At 70.5% G+C, this 23,847-nt stretch carries 23 protein-coding genes and 2 pseudogenes; 10 read left to right on the top strand and 15 right to left on the bottom strand.

Annotation, left to right across the window (positions count from 1 at the left end):
* Positions 1-408: 408 nt before the first annotated feature.
* Positions 409-1,050: a DNA-3-methyladenine glycosylase gene (locus EJC51_RS11995; protein WP_126271056.1), complete on the bottom strand. Its 642-nt coding sequence runs from the start codon at positions 1,048-1,050 to the stop codon at positions 409-411.
* Between the two features lie 168 nt (positions 1,051-1,218).
* On the opposite strand from EJC51_RS11995, the gene EJC51_RS12000 reads away from it, so the two are divergent.
* The 3 genes from EJC51_RS12000 to EJC51_RS12010 all read left to right on the top strand — a co-directional run bounded on the left by EJC51_RS12000 (position 1,219) and on the right by EJC51_RS12010 (position 3,248).
* Complete coding sequence (locus tag EJC51_RS12000; RefSeq protein ID WP_126271057.1) at positions 1,219-2,001, top strand: sporulation protein; 783 nt, start codon at positions 1,219-1,221, stop codon at positions 1,999-2,001.
* 43 nt (positions 2,002-2,044) lie between these two features.
* The gene (locus EJC51_RS12005; RefSeq protein WP_126271058.1) at positions 2,045-2,584 is read left to right on the top strand and encodes a YbhB/YbcL family Raf kinase inhibitor-like protein; all 540 of its coding nucleotides are present in this window, start codon (positions 2,045-2,047) and stop codon (positions 2,582-2,584) included.
* A 157-nt stretch (positions 2,585-2,741) separates the two neighbouring features.
* Positions 2,742-3,248, top strand: a complete 507-nt coding sequence (locus tag EJC51_RS12010) for an HNH endonuclease (protein ID WP_079312520.1) — start codon at positions 2,742-2,744, stop codon at positions 3,246-3,248.
* Between the two features lie 71 nt (positions 3,249-3,319).
* On the opposite strand, the gene EJC51_RS12015 is transcribed toward EJC51_RS12010, so the two are convergent.
* The 3 genes from EJC51_RS12015 to EJC51_RS12025 all read right to left on the bottom strand — a co-directional run bounded on the left by EJC51_RS12015 (position 3,320) and on the right by EJC51_RS12025 (position 5,681).
* Positions 3,320-4,270, bottom strand: coding sequence for an SPFH domain-containing protein (locus EJC51_RS12015; protein ID WP_126271059.1), 951 nt, complete (start codon positions 4,268-4,270; stop codon positions 3,320-3,322).
* Between the two features lie 132 nt (positions 4,271-4,402).
* Entirely contained in the window at positions 4,403-4,834 is a 432-nt protein-coding gene (locus EJC51_RS12020; protein ID WP_059197191.1) for an NfeD family protein, read from the bottom strand.
* Positions 4,835-4,883: 49 nt separating this feature from the next.
* Positions 4,884-5,681 carry an ABC transporter ATP-binding protein gene (locus EJC51_RS12025; RefSeq protein ID WP_059197192.1) on the bottom strand — a complete coding sequence of 266 codons (798 nt, stop codon included), beginning with the start codon at positions 5,679-5,681 and terminating at the stop codon, positions 4,884-4,886.
* A 139-nt stretch (positions 5,682-5,820) separates the two neighbouring features.
* Here EJC51_RS12025 and EJC51_RS12030 point away from each other — a divergent pair, with 139 nt between their 5' ends.
* Entirely contained in the window at positions 5,821-6,609 is a 789-nt protein-coding gene (locus tag EJC51_RS12030) for a hypothetical protein (RefSeq protein WP_126271060.1), read from the top strand.
* An 81-nt stretch (positions 6,610-6,690) separates the two neighbouring features.
* On the opposite strand, the gene EJC51_RS12035 is transcribed toward EJC51_RS12030, so the two are convergent.
* The 4 genes from EJC51_RS12035 to EJC51_RS12050 all read right to left on the bottom strand — a co-directional run bounded on the left by EJC51_RS12035 (position 6,691) and on the right by EJC51_RS12050 (position 9,297).
* Positions 6,691-6,930: a chaplin family protein gene (locus EJC51_RS12035; protein WP_126271061.1), complete on the bottom strand. Its 240-nt coding sequence runs from the start codon at positions 6,928-6,930 to the stop codon at positions 6,691-6,693.
* 188 nt (positions 6,931-7,118) lie between these two features.
* A complete protein-coding gene (gene chpE, locus EJC51_RS12040; RefSeq protein ID WP_059197195.1) occupies positions 7,119-7,361 on the bottom strand; it encodes a chaplin ChpE in 243 nt (80 codons plus the stop codon).
* A 156-nt stretch (positions 7,362-7,517) separates the two neighbouring features.
* Positions 7,518-8,159: a response regulator gene (locus tag EJC51_RS12045; RefSeq protein ID WP_059197196.1), complete on the bottom strand. Its 642-nt coding sequence runs from the start codon at positions 8,157-8,159 to the stop codon at positions 7,518-7,520.
* Positions 8,152-9,297, bottom strand: coding sequence for a GAF domain-containing sensor histidine kinase (locus EJC51_RS12050; RefSeq protein ID WP_126271062.1), 1,146 nt, complete (start codon positions 9,295-9,297; stop codon positions 8,152-8,154). Before EJC51_RS12050 ends, EJC51_RS12045 begins: the two co-directional genes overlap by 8 nt.
* A 201-nt stretch (positions 9,298-9,498) precedes the next feature.
* Here EJC51_RS12050 and EJC51_RS12055 point away from each other — a divergent pair, with 201 nt between their 5' ends.
* The 3 genes and pseudogenes from EJC51_RS12055 to EJC51_RS12065 all read left to right on the top strand — a co-directional run bounded on the left by EJC51_RS12055 (position 9,499) and on the right by EJC51_RS12065 (position 12,310).
* Positions 9,499-10,197 carry an SDR family NAD(P)-dependent oxidoreductase gene (locus EJC51_RS12055; RefSeq protein WP_126271063.1) on the top strand — a complete coding sequence of 233 codons (699 nt, stop codon included), beginning with the start codon at positions 9,499-9,501 and terminating at the stop codon, positions 10,195-10,197.
* Positions 10,194-11,309, top strand: a pseudogene (locus tag EJC51_RS12060) (S-adenosylmethionine:tRNA ribosyltransferase-isomerase); the annotation flags it as partial. The gene EJC51_RS12055 and the pseudogene EJC51_RS12060, both read left to right, overlap by 4 nt.
* Before the next feature lie 260 nt (positions 11,310-11,569).
* On the top strand, positions 11,570-12,310 hold the full coding sequence (locus tag EJC51_RS12065; protein ID WP_126271064.1) for a transglycosylase SLT domain-containing protein: 741 nt from the start codon (positions 11,570-11,572) through the stop codon (positions 12,308-12,310).
* Positions 12,311-12,416: 106 nt separating this feature from the next.
* Here the strand turns inward: EJC51_RS12065 and EJC51_RS12070 are convergent, their stop codons facing one another.
* Positions 12,417-14,951, bottom strand: coding sequence for an ABC transporter ATP-binding protein/permease (locus EJC51_RS12070; RefSeq protein WP_126276918.1), 2,535 nt, complete (start codon positions 14,949-14,951; stop codon positions 12,417-12,419).
* A gap of 237 nt (positions 14,952-15,188) precedes the next feature.
* On the opposite strand from EJC51_RS12070, the pseudogene EJC51_RS48655 reads away from it, so the two are divergent.
* Together EJC51_RS48655 and serB are read left to right on the top strand one after the other, a co-directional pair.
* Positions 15,189-16,712 (top strand): annotated as a pseudogene (locus EJC51_RS48655) (streptophobe family protein); the annotation flags it as partial.
* 1,221 nt (positions 16,713-17,933) lie between these two features.
* The gene (gene serB / locus EJC51_RS12085) at positions 17,934-19,145 is read left to right on the top strand and encodes a phosphoserine phosphatase SerB (protein WP_126271065.1); all 1,212 of its coding nucleotides are present in this window, start codon (positions 17,934-17,936) and stop codon (positions 19,143-19,145) included.
* 91 nt (positions 19,146-19,236) lie between these two features.
* On the opposite strand, the gene EJC51_RS12090 is transcribed toward serB, so the two are convergent.
* The 4 genes from EJC51_RS12090 to EJC51_RS12105 form a co-directional block, all read right to left on the bottom strand.
* Positions 19,237-19,755, bottom strand: a complete 519-nt coding sequence (locus EJC51_RS12090; RefSeq protein ID WP_097262235.1) for a SixA phosphatase family protein — start codon at positions 19,753-19,755, stop codon at positions 19,237-19,239.
* A gap of 100 nt (positions 19,756-19,855) precedes the next feature.
* Positions 19,856-20,062 carry a hypothetical protein gene (locus EJC51_RS12095; protein WP_059197204.1) on the bottom strand — a complete coding sequence of 69 codons (207 nt, stop codon included), beginning with the start codon at positions 20,060-20,062 and terminating at the stop codon, positions 19,856-19,858.
* 175 nt (positions 20,063-20,237) lie between these two features.
* Complete coding sequence (locus EJC51_RS49150; protein WP_097262240.1) at positions 20,238-20,354, bottom strand: SGM_5486 family transporter-associated protein; 117 nt, start codon at positions 20,352-20,354, stop codon at positions 20,238-20,240.
* 48 nt (positions 20,355-20,402) lie between these two features.
* Positions 20,403-21,812 carry a CynX/NimT family MFS transporter gene (locus EJC51_RS12105; RefSeq protein WP_126271066.1) on the bottom strand — a complete coding sequence of 470 codons (1,410 nt, stop codon included), beginning with the start codon at positions 21,810-21,812 and terminating at the stop codon, positions 20,403-20,405.
* 70 nt (positions 21,813-21,882) lie between these two features.
* On the opposite strand from EJC51_RS12105, the gene EJC51_RS12110 reads away from it, so the two are divergent.
* The gene (locus tag EJC51_RS12110; RefSeq protein WP_126271067.1) at positions 21,883-22,572 is read left to right on the top strand and encodes a FadR/GntR family transcriptional regulator; all 690 of its coding nucleotides are present in this window, start codon (positions 21,883-21,885) and stop codon (positions 22,570-22,572) included.
* Positions 22,573-22,582: 10 nt separating this feature from the next.
* On the opposite strand, the gene EJC51_RS12115 is transcribed toward EJC51_RS12110, so the two are convergent.
* Together EJC51_RS12115 and fabI are read right to left on the bottom strand one after the other, a co-directional pair.
* Positions 22,583-22,918: a hypothetical protein gene (locus EJC51_RS12115; RefSeq protein WP_126271068.1), complete on the bottom strand. Its 336-nt coding sequence runs from the start codon at positions 22,916-22,918 to the stop codon at positions 22,583-22,585.
* 149 nt (positions 22,919-23,067) lie between these two features.
* Positions 23,068-23,844 carry an enoyl-ACP reductase FabI gene (gene fabI / locus EJC51_RS12120; RefSeq protein WP_126271069.1) on the bottom strand — a complete coding sequence of 259 codons (777 nt, stop codon included), beginning with the start codon at positions 23,842-23,844 and terminating at the stop codon, positions 23,068-23,070.
* Between the last annotated feature and the right edge of the window lie 3 nt (positions 23,845-23,847).

Here is a 23,847-nt window from a genome sequence, read left to right on the forward strand (position 1 = left end):
TATCAACTAATCTGGCGTTGATTTTTGGCACGCTGTTGAGTTCTCAAGGAACGGACGCTTCCTTTGTACTCACCCGAGAGACTCTCTCAGGCTTTCCTCCGGGCTTTTCCCTTCGGTCTTGCGTTTCCGACTCTATCAGATCCTTTCGGCGTCCGATTCCCGGTCGGCGGGATTTGCCGGAGGCTTCTGGCTTTCGCCTGTCGGCCTTTCGACATTCACTACGTTAGCCCATCCCCCCCGCCAACTCATAATCGAGTTCCGAGAGTTTGAATTCGAGCATGCGGGCACGTCGAATTCACCCTCGCTGAGAGGATGTCGTAGGTAGTGGTTTGGCCGCTTCCGGCTGCTGGCGATCGCCGTACCCGGTTCAAGCGGCTCGGGCTACATTACGCACCCCGCAACGGCGCGTCAACTTGAGCGACGCCTCGGCGTATGGGCCCGATAAGGGCTCACCGTCGGGTCGTTGGCGATCCAGAAGCGCCAGGGGTGGACGCCCCCGTCGCCCGAGACTCCGGTGCGTGGACCGTTGCGTACCTGGTCGGCGGGGACCGGGGCGCCGGTCAGGACCCTCAGGGGGGTGTCGGCGGAGGTGCACGCGTCGGTGCCGTCGAGGGACCGGTCCACGCCCAGGGCAGTGGCCAGGCGCGCGGGCCCTTTGGCCAGTTCCTTGTCATTTCGGGCCGAGAGTCGACGTTTACGGGCGAGCTCGGCGCCCTCAACCACCTCGCCGGCGCGGAGCAGGACAGCGCTCGCCATGCCGTCCGGTCCGCACACCAGGTTCATGCAGAACCACATGCCGTAGGTGAAGTAGACGTACACGTGACCGGGCGGACCGAACATCACGCCGTTACGGGCCGTGCGGCCGCGATAGGCGTGGGAGCCGGGGTCGTTCTGGCCGTCGTATGCCTCGACCTCCGTGAGGCGGAGGGCGATCGGACCGTCCGGGGTGGTGCGTACGAGGATGCGGCCCAGGAGGTCGGGGGCGACCTCCAGTACGGGGCGGTCGAAGAACTCGCGTGGGAGGGGCGTACGGTCGGGGGTCGCGATCATGCCGTCCGAGGGTAGTGCAGACAGGTCGCTGCGACAGGGTGGTCACGGGGCGTTCGCCTTGCAAGGGTGAGGGCGCGGAACCGGCCACGGTCGGATCGCGTTTGTAGGGATCGAGGATCTACGCGCGCGTGGCACGTGCGTGAAGCAGGACGACGTATAGGGAGAGTCATGGCGTTCAAGAAGCTGCTCGCGAGCCTGGGTGCCGGCGGGGCTTCGGTCGAGACGGTGCTGACCGAGGTCAACGTCGTGCCGGGTGGAGTCGTCCAGGGTGAGGTGCGGATCCAGGGCGGGTCCGTCAACCAGGAGATCGAGGGGCTGTCGGTCGGGCTCCAGGCCAAGGTCGAGGTCGAGAGCGGCGACGAGGAGTACAAGCAGAACATCGAGTTCACCAAGGTGCGGCTCGGTGGTGCCTTCGAGCTCCAGGCCGGGGCCGTGCACGCGGTGCCGTTCGGTCTTGAGATCCCGTGGGAGACGCCGATCACGATGATCGACGGTCAGGCGCTGCGCGGGATGAACATCGGTGTGACGACCGAGCTGGCGATCGCGCGTGCCGTGGACTCCGGTGACCTGGACCCGATCAACGTGCACCCGCTGCCGGCGCAGAAGGCGATCCTCGACGCCTTCATCCAGCTGGGTTTCCGCTTCAAGAACGCGGACATGGAGCGCGGCCACATCCGGGGTACGCGGCAGAAGCTGCCGTTCTACCAGGAGATCGAGTTCTTCCCGCCGCAGCAGTACCGGGGTCTGAACCAGGTCGAGCTGAGCTTCGTGGCCGATCAGAGCGTCATGGACGTCGTGCTGGAGATGGACAAGAAGCCGGGGCTGTTCAGCGAGGGCAGTGACACCTTCCGGTCCTTCCAGGTGGGGCTCAACGACTACCAGGGCACCGACTGGGCGGCTTACCTCAATCAGTGGCTGTCCGAGGTCGGCAGCAAGCGCAACTGGTTCTAGGCTCGGAACTGCTGATTCCGGCAATCGATCAGGAGGTACCGAGGTGTCCGAGCTCAAGCGGCGGCCTCTCCCCCACGACTTCCACCCGCCCGTGCCGTCGTTCACGGTGACGAGTGACGACATCGAGGAAGGGGCGGCGCTCAAGGACGCTCAGGTCTACGCCGCCGGCAATACCTCGCCGCACCTGCGGTGGGAGGGCTTCCCGCCCGAGACCAAGAGCTTCGCCGTGACCTGCTACGACCCTGACGCGCCCACGGGCAGTGGGTTCTGGCACTGGGTCGTGTTCGACATCCCCGCCTCGGTGACCGAGCTGCCGGTGGGTGCGGGCAGCGGCAAGTTCGAAGGGCTGCCGGAGGGCGCCGTCCACGCGCGCAACGACTACGGCAGCAAGGACTTCGGTGGCGCCGCGCCGCCGCCCGGGGACGGTCCGCACCGGTACGTCTTCACGGTGTACGCCGTCGATCAGGAGAAGCTCGGTCCGGATGCCGACGTCTCTCCTGCCGTCGTCGGCTTCAATCTGCGGTTCCACGCGATCGCGCGTGCCCAGCTGGTCGGTGAGTTCGAGAACCCCGAACAGAGCTGAGCGATCCGAGCGTTCATGGAACGTTTGCCCGCCCCTGGTCTTGGAAGTGATCAGGGGCGGGCACTTTTTATTTCGTTGTCCATCTCGGCGTGCCCGGCCAGAGTTGATCCCAGCCCGCCACGGAGGTGGGCGGGTGAGCGCAGGAGGTGGGCTGGTCATGCGGGACACGCTGGTACTGAACGCGAGCTTCGAGCCGCTGTCGACGGTGACGTTGAACCGAGCCGTCGTTCTGGTGCTGCAGGACAAGGCCGTCGTCGAGCAGTCTCACCCCGAACTGCGCATGCGCGGAGCCGCGGTCGACATACCGGCGCCCCGGGTGATCCGGCTGTGCAGGTACGTGCGGGTGCCGTTCCGAAGACAAGCTCCGTGGTCGAGGCGGGGTGTGCTGGTCAGGGACCGGCACCGGTGCGCGTACTGCGGGCGCAGGGCGACGACCGTGGACCACGTGGTGCCGCGGGCGCAGGGTGGTCAGGATTCGTGGCTGAACACGGTGGCTTCGTGCGCGGAGGACAACCACCGTAAGGCGGACCGGACTCCGGAGCAGGCCGGGATGCCGCTGCTGAGGCAGCCGTTCGAGCCGACGCCGGCCGATGCGATGCTGCTGTCGCTGGGGTCCGACGACTTCCAGGCGCTGCCGGACTGGTTGGCGGTGGACGCCGCGTAACGCCGTTGCCGGCAAAGACTTTGGGGCTCGCCTTCTTGCGGAAGGCGAGCCCCGTCGTCGTGCTGCCGCTCTCAGTCGATCGACGGCTTCTCCCGGCGGTCCGAGCCACCGTTGCCCGTTGAGCCGCCGCCTCCCGAACCGCCGCCCATGGGGCCGAAGTTGCCCATCGCGCCGGACAGGCCCTTGAGGGCGTCGCCGATCTCGCTGGGGACGATCCAGAGCTTGTTGGCGTCGCCTTCGGCGATCTTCGGGAGCATCTGGAGGTACTGGTACGAGAGCAGCTTCTGGTCGGGGTCGCCGGCGTGGATCGCCTCGAAGACCGTACGGACGGCCTGGGCCTCGCCTTCCGCGCGCAGGGCCGCGGCCTTGGCCTCACCCTCGGCGCGCAGGATCTGCGACTGCTTCTCACCCTCGGCGGTGAGGATGGCCGCCTGACGCGTACCTTCCGCCGTGAGGATCGCGGCGCGCTTGTCGCGGTCGGCGCGCATCTGCTTCTCCATCGAGTCCTGGATGGAGGTCGGGGGCTCGATCGCCTTCAGCTCCACGCGGTTGACGCGGATGCCCCACTTGCCGGTGGCCTCGTCGAGGACACCGCGCAGGGCCGCGTTGATCTCCTCGCGGGAGGTCAGGGTCCGCTCCAGGTCCATGCCACCGATGATGTTGCGGAGCGTGGTGACCGTCAGTTGCTCAATCGCCTGGATGTAGCTGGCGACTTCGTAGGTGGCGGCCCGCGCGTCCGTCACCTGGTAGTAGATGACCGTGTCGATGTTCACGACCAGGTTGTCCTGGGTGATCACCGGCTGGGGCGGGAACGGGACGACCTGTTCACGCAGGTCGATGCGGTTGCGGATGGTGTCGATGAACGGGACGACGATGTTGAGGCCCGCGTTGAGTGTCCGCGTGTAACGGCCGAAGCGCTCCACGATGGCCGCGCTGGCCTGTGGGATGACTTGGATCGTCTTGATCAGGGCGATGAAGACCAACACCACCAGGATGATCAAGACGATGATGACCGGTTCCATCGTCGCTTCCCCGTACCCTTCTCCGCCTCGGCGCTTTCGGAAGATCTTATGGTTGATGAAGATCTTGCTGGACGAGTCTGACAGACCGTCGAGCAACTCGCGGGCTGTTCGGTTCAGTTGAGTCGTACGAGGTCAGATGACGATCGCGGTCGCTCCCTCGATCTCCACGACGTCCACTTCTTGTCCTACTTCGTAGGCGCGGCCGCCGTCGAGAGCGCGGGCCGACCAGACCTCTCCGGCCAGCTTGATCCGGCCGCCGGAGCCGTCGACGCGTTCCAGTACGACCGCCTGTTTGCCCTTCAACGCCTCCACGCCGGAGACGAGTTGGGGTCGTTGCGCGCTGTGCCGGGCGGCGATGGGCCGTACGACGCCGATGAGGGCGACCGAGACGACGACGAAGGCGAGCACCTGCACGACGACGCCGAAGCCCAGACCTGCGAGGATCGCGCCGGCGACGGCGCCCACCGCGAGCATGCCGAACTCCGGCATCGCCGTCACCACGAGGGGGATTCCGAGCGCGGCCGCGCCGATGAGCCACCACACCCATGCGTCGATGTCGTTCACATGGTCATGGTAGGACCGCGGGTCGTGCCGCGGACAGGGCGCGAGAGCGTCAGGCCATCGGAAGGCCCTGCGCGGTCCAGCGCTCGCCGACCTGCTCGACGACGAGCGGGAGGCCGAAGCACAACGAGAGGTTGCGGGAGGTGAGTTCGAGTTCCAGCGGGCCCGCGGCGAGGACCTTGCCCTGACGGATCATCAGGACGTGGGTGAAGCCGGGGGCGATCTCCTCGACGTGGTGGGTGACCATCAGCATCGAGGGGGCGATCGGGTCGCGGGCGAGGCGGCCGAGTCGGCGTACGAGGTCCTCGCGGCCGCCGAGGTCGAGGCCGGCGGCGGGCTCGTCGAGGAGGAGCAGCTCGGGGTCGGTCATCAGGGCGCGGGCGATGAGAGTGCGCTTGCGCTCACCCTCGGAGAGGGTGCCGAACTTGCGCTCCAGGTAGTCGCTCATGCCGAGGCGGTCGAGGAAGGCGCGGGCGCGCTGTTCGTCGATCTCGTCGTACTCCTCCTGCCAGCCGGCCGTCATGCCGTACGCGGCGGTGAGCACGGTCTGCAGGACGGTCTGGCGCTTGGGGAGCTTGTCGGCCATGGCGATGCCGGCCACGCCGATGCGGGGGCGCAGTTCGAAGACGTCGGTGCCGGGCTTGCCGAGGGTCTCGCCGAGGATGGTCGCGGTGCCCTTGCTGGGGTAGAGGTAGCTGGACGCGACGTTCAGGAGGGTGGTCTTGCCGGCGCCGTTGGGGCCGAGGATGACCCAGCGTTCGCCTTCCTTGACCGACCAGGAGACCTGGTCCACCAGAGCCCGGCCCTCACGGACCACGGATACGTCCTGAAGCTCCAGAACATCGCTCATGAGCGCGTTGTCTCCCCTTGCAGTGTGACCGGTCTCGGCGTCTCGGCTGTGGCGTGCGCGTGGTGGGCGCAGTCCTCAAGGAAATCTACGCCACCGGTCGGGCGGTCCATTCCATCGGTCCGGTCCTTAGGGTGGGGGCATGCTCTCGGAACCTCGCTCTGGACGCCTTGCCGCTTGGGGAAACGCCCTTTTGGCCGGACTTGTGTCGCCTGACGACGCCATGCTCGCCGCTGTCGGGGACGACGCCGTGCATCGGGTGGAGGGGTTGCCCGGTGAGTCGGGGCCGGTCGGGCTGACGCTCGCGTTGGGGCGGTTGCGGGCGCTCGGGGCGACCGGGTTGCGGGTGGCGCTGCCGGCGCCGGGGCATCCGCTCGGGCTGAGCGGGCCGCCGGAGTTCAACGCGCGGGCGTTGGAGGCCGAGGAGGCGGTGATCTGTCACGGGGCCGCGCTGGGATTGGTGCCCGAGGTGTACGAGGCCGGGCCCGCGGGCGATGTGCATGTCGAGGTGGTGTGGCATGTGCTGCCGGTGCGGGAGGCGCCGCCGGCCGATGTGCCGTCGCTGGGTGAGGCGGAGCGGGAGCTCGCGGAGGCCCTTCGGGAGGCGACCGAGGTGCTGACGCGGCTGGATGTCGCCGGGACGGGGCCGGTGGCGGAGGCGGCGATCGACGCGTACCGGGCGCGGGCCGAGCGGGGGCGGGAGGTGTTGGCACCGGGGTACCCGCCGCGGGCGGTGCGGGTGCTGGAGCTTGCGCAGCGGGTGGGGTTGTTGATCTCCGTGGCGTATGAGAACGGGCACGGCGCTGCGGTGACGGCGGGCGAGATGGCGGCCCGGGCGGAGGCGTTGCGGCCGGTGGAGCGGACCGCTCGGCGGGCGCAGGTCGCGGCGTACAACGCGTATGTGGAGGAGCGGGAGCGGGGGGTTCGCTGAGCGGAGCCAGGTACGACGTCATGACCAAGGGCCCCTCAAGTCGCCGTTGACTTGAGAGGCCCGATCGGCTCAGACCCGACGTCAGTCGTTCGCGCCGGAGTTGCCGAAGGCGGGGTTCAGGCCGGCGATGCCGTTGACCGTGTTGCCGACGACGTTGACGGGGACGTGGACCGGGACCTGGACGAGGTTGCCCGAGCCGACGCCCGGCGACTTCACGGCCGCGCCGTCGGCACTCGCGTCGGCGACAGCGGCACCGGCGGCGGCACCCGTGGCGATACCGGCGACGGTGAGGGCCACGGCGGCCTTCTTGGCGATGTTCATGAGAAGCGTTCCTCCTGCGTTTGCGTGTCCGACCCGGCCGCGGGTCGTGCCTGATCAACGGGGAGGCGGGCGCGAACGGTACGGGAATCCGACGTCAACTGCCCGTTCGGATCATTGGCACGAAAAACTGACCGGCCTCCCGGGAGCGCCCGGGAGGCCGGAGGTCACTGCCGCTCCTGAGGCGGAGGTCAGTGGTTGACGCCGAGGTTGCCGAACGCGGGGTTGAGGATGCCCACGACGTTCACGCTGTTGCCGACCGCGTTGACCGGGATGTGGATCGGGGCCTGGACGAGGTTGCCCGAGGCGACGCCCGGCGAACCCACGGCCTTGCCGTCGGCGTGCGCGTCGGTGGCGGAGGCCATCCCGGCACCGGCGGCGATCAGTCCGCCGGCCACCATCGTCACGGCCGCTGCCTTCTTCAGGTTCTTCACTTCTGAGCCCTCCTGGTGATCGCCGCGGCAGTCGCCGCAGCACGCACTGGAGAACGGTGGAGATCCACGAAGGATGCGCCGTCCGGGTGACATTCCCACGACGGTATGAATCTCACTCCGGAGCGGAACCCTCCGTATTGCCGACCGCGTGGTGGATCAACCGGTCACTCCATGACGTACCGCCCACAGCGCGGCCTGGGTGCGGTCCGCCAGGTCGAGTTTCATCAGGATGTTCGAGACGTGGGTCTTGACCGTCTTCTCGGAGAGGACGAGGGCGCGGGCGATCTCGCGGTTGGAGCGGCCGTCGGCGATCAGGCCGAGCACCTCGCGCTCCCGCTCCGTGAGCGAACCCGCCCGGCCCTGCCCGGAGTTGGCCTCCTCCTGGGAGAGCAGGGCGCCCGCGACCTCGGGCTGGAGCAGGATGTGGCCGGCGTGGACGGAGCGGATGGCGCCGGCGAGGGCGTCGGGGTCGACGTCCTTGTAGACGTAGCCGGCGGCTCCGGCGCGCAGGGCCGGGATCACCGTGCGCTGCTCGGTGAAGCTGGTGACGATGAGCACGCGCGCGGGGTTGTTCAGTTCCCGGAGCCTGCGCAGCGCCTCGACGCCGTCCATGCCGGGCATCTTGACGTCCATGAGAACGACGTCGGGCTTCAGCTCCTCGGCGCGGGCGACGCCCTCGGCGCCGTCCGAGGCCTCGCCGACGACCTCTATGTCGTCCTGTACTTCGAGGAACGTGCGCAGGCCGCGGCGGACCACCTGGTGGTCGTCGACGAGCAGCACCTTGATTGCGTCAGCCACCAGGGACCTCCATCTCGATCGTGGTGCCCTTGCCGGGCGCCGATTCCACGGTCAGCGCGCCGCCGACCCCGCTCGCCCGGTCCCGCATGGAGACCAGGCCGAGGTGGCGTCCCGCGCGGCGGGTCTGCGTCGGGTCGAAGCCGCTGCCGTCGTCGGTGACGCGCAGGACCGCTCCGCTGCCGCGGCGGGCCAGGGTCACGTCGACGTGGTCGGCCCCAGAGTGCCGCAGGGCGTTGTGCAGGGCCTCCTGGGCGACGCGCAGAAGGGCTTCCTCCTGCGCGGCGGGCAGGGCGCGCACTCCGCAGCTGTCGAAGGTCACGCGCGCGGTGTGGGCACGGTCGAGGACCTGGATCTGGGTGCGGAGGGTGGCGACGAGACCGTCCTCGTCGAGGGCGGCGGGGCGCAGCTCGACCACGGCGGCGCGCAGTTCGTCGGCGGCCTCGGCGGCGAGGACGGCGACCTGGTGCAGCTCGCCCTTGGCCCGTGCGGGGTCGCGGTCGACGAGGGCGGCGGCGGCCTGGGCGGTCAGGCGCAGGGAGAACAGCTTCTGGGCGACCGCGTCGTGCAGTTCGTGGGCCAGCCGGGAGCGTTCCTCGGCGATGGTCAGTTCGCGGCTGCGCTCGTACAGGCGGGCGTTGGTGAGGGCGATGGCGGCGTGCTGGGCGAGGATGGAGAGGAGTTCCTCGTCCTCGGCGGTGAAGCCGCAACTGCCGTCCGGCTTCGGGCAGTTCTTGTTGGCGAGGAAGAGGGCGCCGATGACGTCGTCGCCGTCTCTGATCGGCAGGCCCAGGAAGTCGGACATGTCGGGGTGGGCCGAGGGCCAGCCCTCGAAGCGGGGGTCCTTGCGGACGTCCGCGAGGCGCTCGACCTTGGCCTCCCGGAGCATCGCGGCGAGGATGCCGTGCTGCCTGGGGAGCGGGCCGATGGCCTTCCACTGCTGGTCGCTGACGCCGTCGACGACGAACTGGGCGAAGCCGCCGTGGTCGTCGGGGACGCCGAGGGCGGCGTACTGCGCGTCGAGCAGCTCGCGGGCCGAGGCGACGATCGTCTTGAGGACGTCGCGCACCTCCAGATGCCTGCTCATGGCCAGCAACGCGGAGCTCACCGCGGCCAGACCGGACCTGGGGCCTTGACTCATGCCCTCACGGTACCGGCGGGGTGTGACAGTCCGTATCCGACCTGTGGCGGCGGCTGCCTAGGGCGGTGGGCCTAGGGCCAAGGGCCCGGACCGGGGGCTTAGGGCGAAGGGCCCCACCTGTTCGCGACCCGCGTCCGACGCGCGCGGGGCCGTCGCGTTCCTACGTTGAGGCCACGACAAGTGACGACGAGGGGACGTGTCATGCCGGTAGCGATCATCACGGGGGCCTCGCGGGGGCTGGGGCGGGCGCTCGCCGAGGCGCTGGCCGCGCGGGGCTGGGATCTGGTGCTCGACGCCAGGAACGCCGAAGTGCTGCGGAAGACGGCGGCCGACGTCGGGGCGTACGGCACGCGCGTGACGGCGCTGCCGGGCGACGTCACGGACGCCGGGCACCGGGCCGCGCTGGTGGCGGGGGCGCGGGAGCTCGGCGGTCTCGATCTGCTGGTGAACAACGCCGGGGTGCTGGGCGCCGAGCCCTTGGTGCCGCTCGGCGAGCACTCCCTGGACGGCTTCCGCACGGCCCTGGAGGTCAACGTCGTGGCGCCGCTGGGGCTGCTCCAGGAGGCGCTGCCCGAGCTGCGCGTGGCTCCCTCGGGCGCGGTCGTCAACGTGAGCTCGGACGCGGGCGCGGAGGCGTACCGGACCTGGGGGGCGTACGGGGCGACGAAGGCGGCGCTGGACCAGCTGTCGGCGGTGCTGGCGGTCGAGGAGCCGGCGCTGCGGGTCTGGTGGGTCGATCCGGGCGGCATGCGCACCGACATGCTGGCCGCCGCCGAGCCCGACGAGGACCTGTCGGGGACGCCGGCGCCCGCGGACATCGCCCCCGCCTTCATGCGGCTCCTCGACCGGCGTCCGGCAAGCGGCCGGTACACGGCCGGCGCGCTGCTGGAGGCACGGTGACCCTGGCGCTGCGTGTCCCGGAGGAGCTGTCGGCCCGTGTCCCCGCCGAGCAGCGCGGCCCGGGCCTGGACCGGGACGCCGTACGGCTGCTGGTGTCACGCGGTACGGAGGTGTCGCATCACGCGTTTGCGGGGCTGCCGTGTCTGCTGCGGGCCGGTGACCTGCTGGTCGTGAACACCTCACCGACGCTGGCGGCGGCCGTGGACGGGCGGATCGGGCACGCGCGCGTGGTGGTGCACTTCTCCACGCGCGGGGACGACGGCCGCTGGGCGGTCGAGCTGCGGGAGCCCGACGGGCGGGGCACCACGCGCGCGCGTGCGGGAGGGCCCGCGGGGACGGAGGTGCGGTTGCCCGAGGGGGTGCGGCTGACGTTGGAGGAGCCGCTGAGCGCGCGGGGCGAGCGGCTGTGGTGGGCGCGGGTGGCCGGGGCGGGGGTCCCCGGGCTGCTGCGGGAGTACGGGCGGCCGATCCGTTACTCCTACACGGAGCGCGACCAGCCGCTGTCCGCGTATCAGACGGTGTTCGCGCTGCCGCAGCCCGGCGGGGCCGGCAGTGCGGAGATGCCGAGCGCGGCGCGGCCCTTCACGGCGCGGCTGGTGGCGGAGCTGGTGAGCCGGGGGGTGCGGTTCGCGCCGATCACCCTGCACACGGGCGTGGCGTCGGCGGAGGCGCACGAGCCGCCGTATCCGGAGCGGTTCGCGGTGCCGGAGGCGTCGGCGCGGCTGATCAACGCGGTGAAGGCGGGGGACGGCCGGGTCGTCGCCGTGGGGACGACCGCGGTGCGGGCCGTGGAGTCGGCGGCCGGTGCCGACGGGGTCGTACGCGCGCGTGAAGGGTGGACCGACCTCGTGGTGACCCCGGAGCGCGGTGTGCGGGTCGTGGACGGGCTGCTGACCGGGCTGCACGAGCCGGAGGCCTCGCATCTGCTGATGCTCCGGGCGGTGGCCGGAACGGCGGCGGTCGAGCGCGGTTACGAGGAGGCGGTGCGCGGGCTCTACCTGTGGCACGAGTTCGGGGACGTGCATCTCCTCCTCCCGGAGGAGGCCGGGACAGGGGACCTCACGCAGAGCATTGCTTCAGCAACTGCCGGTGAGACTGTTACGGGTCCGATGTGAGCCCGCGCATAGGGCGCACATCACGTACGAAGGTCAATAGGAGATAAACAGGTGCGCGGTGAGCGGGACAGACGTTCCTGTCTGTCCCGTTTTGCCCTTCCCTGATCCACTATCCAGGATCGTACGTCACACCTTTGCCACACATTTTTGCGGCCGCTAAGAATGGCTGCCGTCGCTCAGCGCCGCGGGTTCCGCCCGCGGCGTTTGTGCCGCAAGGACGCAGAGCGACTCCGCGCTATTCGAAGAGGTCCACTCGCATGTCGCAGAACCCCACCCGTGGTCATAGTCGCGCGCTGACGAAGCGCCACAAGATCGCCATCGCCGGTGTCGCCACGCTCGGCGCCGCCGCCCTCGCGTTCTCCGCGGTGCCCAGCAACGCGGACACGACCACGAGCGAGGCCGCCTCCTCGGCCAAGGTCGCCTACAGCTCCGAGCAGCTGAAGGACCTCCAGTCCGGCGTCAGCGAGCAGCTCGCCGCGACCAGCCTGCAGGCGCAGGCCGCCGAGGCCGCCGCCGCGAAGAAGGACGCCGTGGAGGCCGCGGCGAAGAAGAAGGCTGCCGCCGAGGCCGCCGCCAAGAAGAAGGCCGCGCAGAAGGCCGCCCAGGAGCGCAAGGCGAAGGAGGCCGCGAGCCGGTCCGCCAAGCGTGCCACGGTCAAGGCCGCCCCCAAGGCCTACGCCAACAACCTCGACGGCTGGATCAAGCACGCCCTCGACATCATGGACGACAAGGGCATCCCCGGTACGTACAACGGTCTGTACCGCAACATCATGCGGGAGTCCTCGGGCAACCCGAGCGCCATCAACAACTGGGACATCAACGCGATCAACGGCACCCCGTCGATCGGTCTGCTGCAGATCATCAAGCCGACCTTCGACGCGTACCACGTCGCGGGCACGTCCTGGAGCCAGTACGACCCGGTCGCCAACATCGTCGCCTCCGCGAACTACGCGGCCGACAAGTACGGCTCGATCGACAACGTGAACAGCGCGTACTGAGGCCGCGCGGACCTCTCGTACACCGCTGCTCGCCGCATCGCTCGAGCACGCCGAAGGGCGGCACCCATCTGACGGGGTGCCGCCCTTCGGCGTCGTACGACCGCGACTACTTGCGCATGACCTCCGGCTCGTGGCGGCGCAGGAAGCGGGCCACGAGGAAGCCGCAGATCACGCCGAGGACGATCAGGGCGACCATGTCCATGCCCCAGGCGCCGACGCTGTGGGCCCATAGCGGGTCGTCGCTGTCGCCCTTTGCCGGCGGGCTGATCTTGTTGAAGTCGAGCGTGGCGCCCGCGGCGGCGACCGCCCAGCGCGACGGCATCAGGTAGGACAGCTGGTTGACGCCCACCGAGTTGGCCAGCGGGAACAGGCAGCCGGTGAAGACGACCTGGACGATCGCGAACATGACCAGCAGCGGCATGGTCTTCTCGGCGGTCTTCACCAGGGCCGAGATTATCAGGCCGAACATCATCGCGGTGAAGCCCAGCGCCATGATCGGGATGCACAGTTCCAGCAGGATCTGGCTGCCGAAGATCAGGCCCTTGTCCGGGATGGTGCGGCTGGAGAAGCCGATGATGCCGACCAGCAGCCCCTGGAGCATGGTGACCAGGCCGAGCACGAAGACCTTGGACATCAGGTACGCCGAGCGGGACAGGCCGGTGGCCCGCTCGCGCTCGTAGATGACCCGTTCCTTGATCAGCTCACGGACGGAGTTCGCGGCGCCGGCGAAGCAGGCGCCCACCGCGAGGATCAGCAGCACCGTCAGGGCCGTGCCGTTGGCGACGGGCTTGCCGGTGCTCGGATTGATCTCCGTGTTGACCAGCAGGTCCTTGCCGGAGTCGATGAGCAGGCTCACCGAGCCGAGGACGAGCGGCAGGATGATCGACAGGGCCAGGAAGCCCTTGTCGGAGGCGATCACCGACACATAGCGGCGCACCAGCGTGCCGAACTGCGACATCCAGCCCTGTGGCTTCGGCGGCTTCATCGCCTGCATCGGCGGCATCTGTACGGACTGCGGCGCAACGGCGTCGATGTCCGCGGCGTACATCTGGTAGTGCTGCGAGCCCTTCCAGCGTCCGGCCCAGTCGTAGTCGCGGTAGTTCTCGAAGGCGGAGAAGACGTCGGCCCAGCTGTCGTAGCCGAAGAAGTTCAGCGCCTCCTCGGGCGGGCCGAAGTAGGCGACCGCACCGCCGGGAGCCATCACGAGGAGCTTGTCGCAGATCGCCAGCTCGGCCACCGAGTGGGTGACGACGAGGACCGTGCGGCCGTCGTCGGCGAGGCCGCGCAGCAGCTGCATGACGTCGCGGTCCATGCCCGGGTCGAGGCCCGAGGTGGGCTCGTCCAGGAAGATCAGCGACGGCTTGGTGAGGAGCTCCAGGGCCACCGAGACGCGCTTGCGCTGGCCGCCGGAGAGGGAGGTGACCTTCTTCTCCTTGTGGATGTCCAGCTTCAGCTCGCGCAGCACCTCGTCGATACGGGCCTCGCGCTCGGCGCCGGTGGTGTCGGCGGGGAAGCGGAGCTTGGCCGCGTACTTGAGGGCCTTCTTGACGGTCAGCTCCTTGTGCAGGATGTCGTCCTGCGGGACCAGACCGATGCGCTGACGCAGCTCGGCGAACTGCTTGTAGAGGTTCCGGTTGTCGTAGAGGACGTCGCCCTGGTTGGCGGGCCGGTAACCCGTCAGCGCCTTGAGCAGCGTCGACTTGCCGGAACCGGACGGTCCGATGACCGCGATCAGCGACTTCTCCGGGACGCCGAAGGAGACGTCCTTGAGGATCTGCTTGCCGCCGTCGACCGTGACCGTCAGGTGCCGGGCCGAGAAGGAGACCTCACCGGTGTCGACGAACTCCTCGAGCCGGTCGCCGACGATACGGAACGTCGAGTGACCGACACCGACGATGTCCGCCGGACCGAGCAGCTGCGAGCCGCCCTTGGCGATCGGCTGGCCGTTGACGTACGTGCCGTTGTGCGAGCCCAGGTCGCGGATCTCCATGCGGCCGTCGGGCGTCGAGCGGAACTCGGCGTGCAGACGGGAGACCTGGAGGTCGGAGACGACCAGTTCGTTCTCCAGGGCACGACCGATGCGCATGACGCGGCCGATCGAGAACTGGTGGAACGTGGTCGGGCTGCGGTCACCGTAGACCGGCGGCGCCCCCGCGCCGACGCCGGGTCCGCCCTGCTGCGGCGGGATGTTCGCGGCGGGCTGCTGCGGCTGCTGCCAGCCGGCCTGCGGTGCCTGCTGCGCCGGTGGCTGCTGGTGAGGCGCCTGCTGCTGGGGCGCCTGGGCCCAGCCCGGGCCGGCGCCCTGCGCGGCGTACGGCTGCTGCTGGGGCTGCGGCGTGACAGCCACCGCGGCGCCGGAGACGCTCACGCGCGGTCCGTCGGTCGCGTTGCCGAGATGCACCGCCGTGCCAGGGCCGATCTCCAGCTGGTGGATCCGCTGGCCCTGCACGAAGGTGCCGTTGGTCGAGCCGTGGTCCTCGATGACCCAACTGCGGCCGCTCCAGCTGATCGTGGCGTGACGCCAGGACACCCTGGCGTCGTCCAGCACGATGTCACCCTGCGGATCGCGTCCGAGGGTGTAGGGCCTGGACGGGTCGAGCGTCCAGGTACGTCCATTCAATTCCAGTACGAGTTCCGGCACTCCATGCCCCATGAGTAGTCCCCCGAGTTACCCCCAACACAGGGAGTCTAGGGATGTCGAACATCGTCGGGAACTATTTCAGGCTCGGCCCCCTGACCGAAAGTCGGGCCTTGTGAAGACCACGTACGTACGCATCGACCCGTCCCGTTGACGGGGTTGAAACCGACCCGGAGAGTGGTAATCCACGCGAGGGGGACATGCGCGGTAATCGCCGCGCCGCGGATCGGGGGGTCTGCCATGAGTGCGTCCACGCACGTCGAGACCACGAAGTACGGCGCGAAGCTGCCATGGGGAGACATCCTGCTGACCGCGATCGTCGCCGTGAGCTGGGCGTTGATCGGCATGGCCGGTGTCGCGGCGCTCGGGCTGCATCTGCTGGGCGCGGACGCGACGGCCTCGCTGGGCCCGATGACCGCGGCGGTGGTGGCGCTTGGGGCGGGTGGTTCGGTGACGCCGTCGGGCGATGTGTCCGCATTCGGACTGACCGGCGCGGAGGCGGCGACCGCCATCGAGATCACGCCACTGGGGGTGAGCCTGGTCGGCGCGCTCCTTTTGTCATGGTTCTTCCTACGGTCCCTGCGGTCGGCGGGAGTTGTGATCGCACCGGGCGAACTCCTCGCGCGCGCGGGCGCGGTGGTCGTCCTCTTCGTGGCCACGCTGGGTGGGCTGGCCTGGGCGGGGCACGACGTCATCACGATCGACGGCGGCGCGCTCGGGCTCGACAAGCTGCCCGGTGGCGGGGGCGGGGGCGGGGGCGGCGGCCTGAAGATCCCCGGGCTCGGTGACGTCGGGGACATCGGAGGGCTGCTGCCGGACAAGATCGGCAACCTGGTCGACGCGAAGGCGGCGGTCGGCTTCACGGTGGACACGGTGCCGACGCTGCTGGGCGGGCTGGGCTGGTCGGCGGGCATCCTGCTGATCGCCCTGCTGGCGTCCCGCCGTACGCCGTTGCCGCGCGGCTGGGAAGCCCTGCACCGGATGGTCCGCCCAGCGGTGTCGGCCCTCGTCACCGTGCTGCTGGTCGCGGTCGCGGCGGGGCTCGCGGCGGCGGCGTACGCGGCGATCGGCGACGGCCACCCGAAGCGGATCGCGGGCGCGGCCCTGCTGGGCACGCCCAACGGCACCTGGCTGGGCATCCCGATCGGCCTGTTCGTCCCGTGGGACGGCCGCGCGACGGGCCCCCTGACCGCTTTCCTCCCCGCCCCCCTGGACGACCTGCTCAGCTCCGAACGCGACGAGTCCGTCTCCCTCTCCCGCCTCGCCGAACTCGACGGCCGGGTCTGGCTGTTGGCGGTCGCGGCGGCCGTGATGATGCTGCTGGCGGGGGTTCTGGCGGCGGTGCGGACGCCGGTCGGGGTGGTGGTGAAGGAAGCGGCTGCGGGTTCGGGCGCGGATGCCTCGTACGTACGTGATCCGGGCGCCCTCGGCTTCGCCGGGCGCTGTGCGCTGCGGTTGGGCTTGGTGACGGCGTTGGCGCTGCCGTTGCTGGCCTGGCTGACGGAGGTGTCTGTGGACGCCTCGCTGTCGGTCCTGGGCTTCGACGCGTTCGGCGCCGGCATCGAACTCCACGGCCACCTCGGCATGGCCCTGCTCCTGGGCGCCCTGTGGGGCGCGGGCGCGGGCGCAGCGGGGGCCTTGCTGGCCAGGGCGACGGGGGCGGCTGGGCAGCGGGCGGCTGCGTTGGCACTGGGTGACTTGGCGGGGGTTGCGGGGGGTTCGGGGGGCGGGGGTGGCGCTGGGGTCCCGTGGGATTCGGGCGGTGGGGGTGGCTCTGGGGTCACGGTGGGTTCGGGCAGTGGGCCGGGGGCGTATGCCGGGCAGTCGGGGGGTGGGCCGCAGGGGGCCGGATCTTGGGCTGGGCCGCAGGGGGGCGGCTCCTGGGCTGGGCCGTATGCGGGTGAGGGCGGAGTCTCGGGGGTGAGCGGCGGCGCCGGGGCGGTGGGGGCCGGTGCGGGTGGGGCGTGGTCGCGTGAGGGGGAGGCGGGGGCGTGGCCGCGTGAAGGTCAGGCCGAGCCTTGGTCGCGTGAAGGCGAGGCCGCGCCTTATGCCGGTAAGGGCGGGGCGCGGTCGCGCGGAGATGAGGCCGGGCCGTACGCCGGTGAAGGCGGGGCCGGGCCGTACGCCGGTGAAGGCGGGGCTGCGCCCGCGGGTCAGGGTGGGGGTTCGCATCCGGGGTGGGGTGGGGCTTCGGGTTCTGGCGCGGGTCGGGGGGCGGCTTCCGGGGCGGGGTCGGGTGAGGCCTCGGCTTCTGGGGCGGGGCAGGGCGGAGCCTCCGGGGAGGCTGGGCCGTATGTGCCGGGTACGCCGTCGTATCGGCCGCCGAATCCCGACACCAATCCGTACCTGCGCGTACCGGAGGAGCTGCGAGGCCCGGAGGACGCACGGCCGCCCGACGCGCGGGGAGCAGGTGTGGCCGACGCCCCGCCAGGAGGGTCGCGGCCGCCATACAGCTCACCGCCCGGAGCCTCACAACCCCAGCACGGCTCACCACCCGAAGCCTCGCAACCCCACTACGGCTCACCACCCGAAGGCTCACGACCGCAGTACGGCTCACCGCCCGGACGGGGACGCCCCCGTCCCGGCGAGCCCGGCGGTGACGCCGGTCAGCCTGGCGGGTGGGCCGGTGACCGGGGGCAGGCCGGTGGTCGGCCCGATGACTCGCGCAGGTCCGACGACGGGAACCCTGGCGACGAGTCGCCCCCCGCCGGGGACGACGTGTACGGCGCGCCCACCATGGTGCGGCCGATGCAGCCGCCGCCCTCGCGGAAACCGCCGTCGGCGCCCGGTGAGGGGGCACCGCCGCCGCCTCCGCCGCCCCCGCCTCCTCCCCCGCCCGGCAGGCCCAAGGGGCGGAGGTGACTCCGCGAGGGGCGTGAGGCGGTGCGTAAGATCCGCTCCACCTGAAGGACACCGAGTGTTCCCTGTCCGCCAGGCGGACCTCAGGGGCGGAAGGCACTGCGTGCCGGATACGGTGGGTACACCATGAGCGCTTCGCAGACCTCCGACGTACCCACTCTTCTCGTCAAGATCTTCGGCAAGGACAAGCCGGGCATCACGGCCGGTCTCTTCGACACCCTCGCCGCCTACTCGGTCGACGTCGTCGACATCGAGCAGGTCGTCACCCGTGGCCGGATGGTGCTGTGCGCGCTCGTGACCGAGCCGCCGCGCGGGCTCGAGGGCGATCTGCGGTCGACCGTCCACAGCTGGGCGGAGTCGGTGAAGATGCAGGCGGAGATCATCTCCGGCCTCGGTGACAACCGCCCCCGTGGCCTCGGCCGCTCCCTGGTCACCGTGCTCGGCCACCCGCTCACCGCGGAGGCCACGGCCGCGATCGCGGCCCGGATCACCAAGGCCGGCGGCAACATCGACCGTATCTTCCGGCTCGCCAAGTACCCGGTGACGGCCGTGGAGTTCGCGGTGTCCGGTGTCGAGACCGCGCCGCTGCGCACCGCGCTGGTGACCGACGCCGCCGCACTCGGCGTGGACGTCGCCGTCGTCGCGGCGGGCCTGCACCGGCGCGCTCAGCGGCTCGTCGTCATGGACGTGGACTCCACCCTCATCCAGGACGAGGTCATCGAGCTCTTCGCGGCGCACGCCGGCTGCGAGGACAAGGTCGCCGAGGTGACGGCGGCCGCGATGCGCGGGGAGCTGGACTTCGAGCAGTCCCTGCACGCGCGCGTGGCCCTCCTGGAGGGGCTGGACGCGTCCGTCGTCGAGAAGGTGCGCAGCGAGGTACGGCTGACGCCCGGCGCCCGCACCCTCATCCGCACCCTCAAGCGCCTCGGTTACCAAGTCGGCGTCGTCTCCGGCGGGTTCACCCAGGTCACCGACGATCTGAAGGAACGGCTCGGGCTGGACTTCGCCCAGGCCAACACCCTGGAGATCGTCGACGGCAAGCTGACCGGGCGGGTCACCGGCGAGATCGTGGACCGGGCCGGGAAGGCGCGGCTGCTGCGCCGGTTCGCCGCCGAGGCGGGGGTGCCGCTGTCGCAGACCGTGGCCATCGGCGACGGGGCCAACGACCTGGACATGCTGAACGCGGCCGGCCTCGGCGTCGCCTTCAACGCCAAGCCGGTGGTGCGGGAGGCCGCGCACACCGCGGTGAACGTGCCGTTCCTGGACACGGTCCTCTACCTGCTCGGCGTCACCCGCGAAGAGGTCGAGGCGGCGGACATCCACGACGAGCTGCTCTGACACCTCCGGACCGTCCGACACCTCCGGATCATCCGGCGAGGGCCCGGCACCTCCGCGGTGCCGGGCCCTCGCCGTCATGACTCGGCGGGGATCATTCCGACGGTGCCCAGTAGTCGAGGAGGGTGGCCACACCCGGCTCCAGGCTCTTCCAGGAACCGGTGAAGGACAGGACCGCGAACGCGGCGGCGGGGAAGCCGCGGCGGCTCATCCGCTCGCGGGCGTCGCCCTCGGCCGAGCCCGCCAGGATCTCGGCGAGACCCTGCACCCCGGGGTTGTGGCCGATCAGGACGACGTTCTGGGAGTCGTCCGGGGTCTCGTTGAGCACGGCGATGAGCTCGCCGGGAGAGGCCTCGTAGACCCGCTCCTCATAGACGGTTTTCGGCCGGTGCGCGAGTTCGTGCACGGCGAGCTTCCATGTCTCACGGGTCCGGATCGCTGTGGAGCACAGGGCCAGGTCGAGGGTGATGTCGGAGTCGGCCAGCTTCCGCCCTGCCACGGCCGCGTCCATGCGTCCCCGCTCGGCAAGCGGTCGCTCATGGTCGGACACCTGTGGCCAGTCGGCTTTCGCATGCCGGAAAAGGACAATCCTGCGGGGTTCTGCGACGCTCATGGGACCCAGCTTCGCATGAAACAGGCCATGGGGCGCAGGGAGTTGACAGGCGGCCGCGACGGTGCCTGACGATCACCGCGGGCCGGGGAATCCGGGCCGGTCAGCGCGCGGCCAGCTGCTGTATGCGCTCGAAGAGATGGGTGATCGCCGGGTCGCCCGCGGCGGCCTGTGCGTCGGCCGGGTTGAGTATCAGGGCGAGCAGGGTGATGAAGGCGAGCGTCGGCAGGGCGAGGGCCCACCAGGGCAGCCGGATGTCGGCGCGACCCCGGGTCGCCGGGTGGGGCGGGGTGTGCGATGGGGCCGACATGGGTGCCTCCGCGTCTCTCCGAGTGGGCCGGTGGTCCGCTCGGTCGCGGCCACATCTCGAAGGTACGGATCCGGCGGCCCCCAACCCATCCGGTGATCCACCCAGTTGCCCCTGAGACACACCCCCTAGGGGACGGGGGGATAACCCCACCCCTGCCCCCGGGAGGCGGACGGGTTCAGGGCGAGGCGATCGTCGCGATGACGGCGATGATCACGAAGATGGCGAGGAACGAGCCGAAGACGAGCAGCATCTTCTTCTGGCCGTTCTGGGGGTTCGGGTCGAGCACTGGCATGCGGCAAGTCTCGCACCCCCGTCCGCCGGCAACCCCGTGGGGGTGGCGTCAGCGGACCGCCTCCTCCTCGACCGTGCGATCGCGTCCGGCCAGCACGCCGACGACCATCTGCGGGATCATCAGCCCGGCCATGAGGGCGATCGGCAGCCCCCAGCCGCCGCTGTGCTGGTAGAGCACGCCGACGAGGAGCGGCCCGGGGATGGAGATGAGGTAGCCGGTGCTCTGCGCGAAGGCGGACAGCTGGGCGACGCCCGCACCGCTTCTGGCCCGCATCCCGACCATGGTGAGGGCCAGCGGGAAGGAGCAGTTGGAGATGCCGAGGAGCAGGGCCCAGGCCCAGGCTCCGGCGGCGGGCGCGAGGTACAGCCCGGCGTAGCCCACGAGGCCGCAGACGCCGAGCACGAGCACGATCGGGCCCTGCTGCGGCAGCCGGGTGGCCACGCGCGGGATGACGAAGGCGAGCGGTACGCCCATCACCATCGTGACGGCCAGCAGCAGTCCCGCCGTGCTCGCGGGCACGCCCGCGTCCCGGAAGATCTGCGGCATCCAGCCCATCGTGATGTAGGCGGCGGTGGCCTGGAGGCCGAAGAAGACGGCGAGCGCCCAGGCGGTGCGGCTCCGGGTGATCCGCAGCGCGGGCTGCGCCTCACGCGCGGACGCCTGCCCGGCGGGTGCCGCCCCCTGCTGCCGTGCGCCGCCCTCCTGCCGTACGCCGTCGTCCTGCCGTGCACCGCCCTCCTGCCGTACGCCGTCGTCCTGCCGTGCGCCGCCCTGCTGCCGTACGCCGTCGTCCTGCCGTGCACCGTCCCGCTGCCGTACGAACGGGAGCCACGGCAGTACGGCGACGGCGGCCAGGCCCGCCCACACCGCGAGCCCGGTCTGCCAGCTGCCGCCCAGCAGGTCGGTCACCGGCACGGTCGCCGCGGCGGCCGTGGCGGTGCCGAGGGCCAGGGCCATCGAGTACAGGCCGGTCATGGAGCCGACCCGGTCGGGGAACCAGCGCTTGACGATGACCGGCATCAGGACGTTGCTGACGGCGATGCCCATGAGGGCGAGGGCGCTGGCGGCCAGGAAGCCGGCGGTGCCACCGACGTAGGGCCGGATCAGCAGGCCCGCGGTGATGGCGGCCATGCCGGCGCAGACGACCGCGCCCGGGCCGAAGCGGCGGGCGAGGCGTGGGGCCATGACGCCGAAGACGGCGAAGCACAGCGGGGGCACGGAGGTGAGGATCCCGGCGACGCTGCCGCTCATGCCGAGTCCGTCGCGGACCTCCTCCAAGAGGGCGCCGAGGCTGGTGATGGCGGGACGGAGGTTGACGGCGGCCAGCACGATGCCGAGCACGAGCAGTCGTGTCGTCCACGCGCGCGTGGACGGTTCGGGAGTCTCGCCGGTCGCCGAGCTTCGTATGTGCGGGGACGTCGTCGTCCGGGTTTCCTCGCTTGCCATGCCGTCCATCATAGAATCATTGGATGATTGGTTGTCCATCCCCCGGGCGTCTCCCGGCGCCCGTCCCGTGCGAAGGTGTGCCATGCCTCTGAGCCATCCCCGTCGATCGGCGCTGTCCGAGCAGGTCATCGCCGCGCTGCGGCAGCAGATCACCACCGGTGAGTGGCCGGTCGGCTCGCGCATCCCGACCGAGCCGGAGCTGGTCGAGCAGCTCGGGGTGGCCCGCAACACGGTCCGTGAGGCCGTCCGCGCGCTCGCGCACAACGGCCTGCTGGACATCCGCCAGGGCTCCGGCACGTACGTCGTGGCGACCAGTGAGCTGGCCGGGGTGATGCAGCGCCGGTTCGCCGACGCCGACCCCCGGCACATCGCCGAGCTGCGTTCCACGCTGGAGTCGTCCGCCGCGAAGCTGGCCGCCGGGCGGCGTACGGAGAAGGACCTCAAGCAGCTGGACGCGCTCCTCGTACGCCGTGAGGAGGCCTGGGAGGCGCGGGACAAGGAGGCCTTCGTGGCGGCGGACGCGACTTTCCACCTGGCGGTGGTGTCGGCGTCCCACAACGACGTCATGACGGCGATGTACGCGGATCTGGGAGAGGTGCTGCGGGACTGGCTGCGCGACGACGTCGGCGAGGAGATGACGCCGGAGTCGTATCTGGACCACTCGGGGGTGGTGGACGCGATCCGCGCGGGCGACGCGGAGGCTGCCGCGGCGCAGGCGGCGGGCTATCCGTTCCAGTGCCGGCCGGGGCTGTTCACTTCTTCTGGCGGCTGACCCACACCGATCACTTCTTCTGGTGGCTGACCCACACCGAACGGACTTCCTTCCAGCAGCGGCCGTCGAGCCGTACGGTCTGCGCGGGCCCGGCCTCCACGGGGGCGCCGTCGCTGTCCACGTCCCACCAGCGGTCGCACTCGATGTGCAGCCGGACCAGGTCGACGTCGGGGTAGGGGTTGTGGCAGTAGGCGGTCACACGGGAGCCGGTGATCTTGCTGTAGCACGCGGCGCCGAACAGGTCCGGTGCGGTGTCCTCGCGCGCGTGGGGCGACGCTTCGTGCGGCAGGGACATCAGCAGAACGGCTGCGACGGCTATCGGGGCCAGGCTGCGGGACAGGCGCACAAGGGGACCTCCTCGGCCGTGCTGGGGAGGGAAGCGGTGAACGCGTAATCCAGAGTGCCCAGTTGTGCCGCCCGCCCGCCCGGCCGGGTGGGCCGAACGGGTGAGGGCCCGCGTTCCGGAGAACGCGGGCCCTCACACCGTAGGAAAGATCATGCACCGATGGCGTGCAGACCGCCGTCGACGTGGACGATCTCGCCGGTGGTCTTCGGGAACCAGTCGCTCAGCAGGGCGACGACGCCCTTGCCGGCCGGCTCCGGGTCCTCCAGCTTCCACTCCAGCGGGGAGCGGCTGTCCCAGACGGCCGCCAGCTCGGCGAAGCCCGGGATGGACTTGGCGGCCATGGAGCCGATCGGACCGGCCGAGATCAGGTTGCAGCGGATGTCGTGCTTGCCGAGGTCACGCGCCATGTAGCGGTTGGTGGCCTCCAGGGCGGCCTTGGCGGGGCCCATCCAGTCGTACTGGGGCCAGGCGAACTGCGCGTCGAAGGTGAGGCCGACGACGGAGCCGCCCTCGGTCATCAGCGGCAGCAGCGCCATGGTCAGCGACTTCAGGGAGAAGGCGGAGACGTGCATGGCGGTGGCCACGGACTCGAACGGCGTGTTCAGGAAGTTGCCGCCGAGCGCGTCCTGCGGCGCGAAGCCGATGGAGTGCACGACACCGTCGAGCTTGTCGCCCAGGTGCTCACGGACCTGGCTCTCCAGGCGGGCGAGGTGCTCGTCGTTGGAGACGTCGAGCTCCAGGACCTTGACCTTCTCCGGCTGAGGCAGCTTCTTGGCGATGCGCTCGGTGAGGGTCGGCCGCGGCCACGCGGTGAGGATGATCTCCGCGCCCTGCTCCTGGGCCAGCTTGGCGGTGTGGAAGGCGATGGAGGACTCCATCAGCACACCGGTGATGAGGATCTTCTTGCCCTCGAGGATTCCAGCCATGGT

It is taken from the genome of Streptomyces aquilus, from assembly GCF_003955715.1.
In the GTDB taxonomy this organism is placed as follows: Bacteria; Actinomycetota; Actinomycetes; order Streptomycetales; family Streptomycetaceae; genus Streptomyces; species Streptomyces aquilus.

Bases quoted from the DNA above. Each gene is read 5' to 3' on its own strand.
- EJC51_RS11995 (WP_126271056.1), bottom strand. From the start codon at position 1,050: ATGATCGCGACCCCCGACCGTACGCCCCTCCCACGCGAGTTCTTCGAC.
- EJC51_RS12000 (WP_126271057.1), top strand. From the start codon at position 1,219: ATGGCGTTCAAGAAGCTGCTCGCGAGCCTGGGTGCCGGCGGGGCTTCG.
- EJC51_RS12010 (WP_079312520.1), top strand. From the start codon at position 2,742: ATGCGGGACACGCTGGTACTGAACGCGAGCTTCGAGCCGCTGTCGACG.
- EJC51_RS12015 (WP_126271059.1), bottom strand. From the start codon at position 4,270: ATGGAACCGGTCATCATCGTCTTGATCATCCTGGTGGTGTTGGTCTTC.
- EJC51_RS12025 (WP_059197192.1), bottom strand. From the start codon at position 5,681: ATGAGCGATGTTCTGGAGCTTCAGGACGTATCCGTGGTCCGTGAGGGC.
- EJC51_RS12030 (WP_126271060.1), top strand. From the start codon at position 5,821: ATGCTCTCGGAACCTCGCTCTGGACGCCTTGCCGCTTGGGGAAACGCC.
- EJC51_RS12035 (WP_126271061.1), bottom strand. From the start codon at position 6,930: ATGAACATCGCCAAGAAGGCCGCCGTGGCCCTCACCGTCGCCGGTATC.
- EJC51_RS12050 (WP_126271062.1), bottom strand. From the start codon at position 9,297: ATGAGTCAAGGCCCCAGGTCCGGTCTGGCCGCGGTGAGCTCCGCGTTG.
- EJC51_RS12055 (WP_126271063.1), top strand. From the start codon at position 9,499: ATGCCGGTAGCGATCATCACGGGGGCCTCGCGGGGGCTGGGGCGGGCG.
- EJC51_RS12065 (WP_126271064.1), top strand. From the start codon at position 11,570: ATGTCGCAGAACCCCACCCGTGGTCATAGTCGCGCGCTGACGAAGCGC.
- serB (WP_126271065.1), top strand. From the start codon at position 17,934: ATGAGCGCTTCGCAGACCTCCGACGTACCCACTCTTCTCGTCAAGATC.
- EJC51_RS12090 (WP_097262235.1), bottom strand. From the start codon at position 19,755: ATGAGCGTCGCAGAACCCCGCAGGATTGTCCTTTTCCGGCATGCGAAA.
- EJC51_RS12095 (WP_059197204.1), bottom strand. From the start codon at position 20,062: ATGTCGGCCCCATCGCACACCCCGCCCCACCCGGCGACCCGGGGTCGC.
- EJC51_RS49150 (WP_097262240.1), bottom strand. From the start codon at position 20,354: ATGCCAGTGCTCGACCCGAACCCCCAGAACGGCCAGAAGAAGATGCTG.
- EJC51_RS12105 (WP_126271066.1), bottom strand. From the start codon at position 21,812: ATGATGGACGGCATGGCAAGCGAGGAAACCCGGACGACGACGTCCCCG.
- EJC51_RS12110 (WP_126271067.1), top strand. From the start codon at position 21,883: ATGCCTCTGAGCCATCCCCGTCGATCGGCGCTGTCCGAGCAGGTCATC.
- fabI (WP_126271069.1), bottom strand. From the start codon at position 23,844: ATGGCTGGAATCCTCGAGGGCAAGAAGATCCTCATCACCGGTGTGCTG.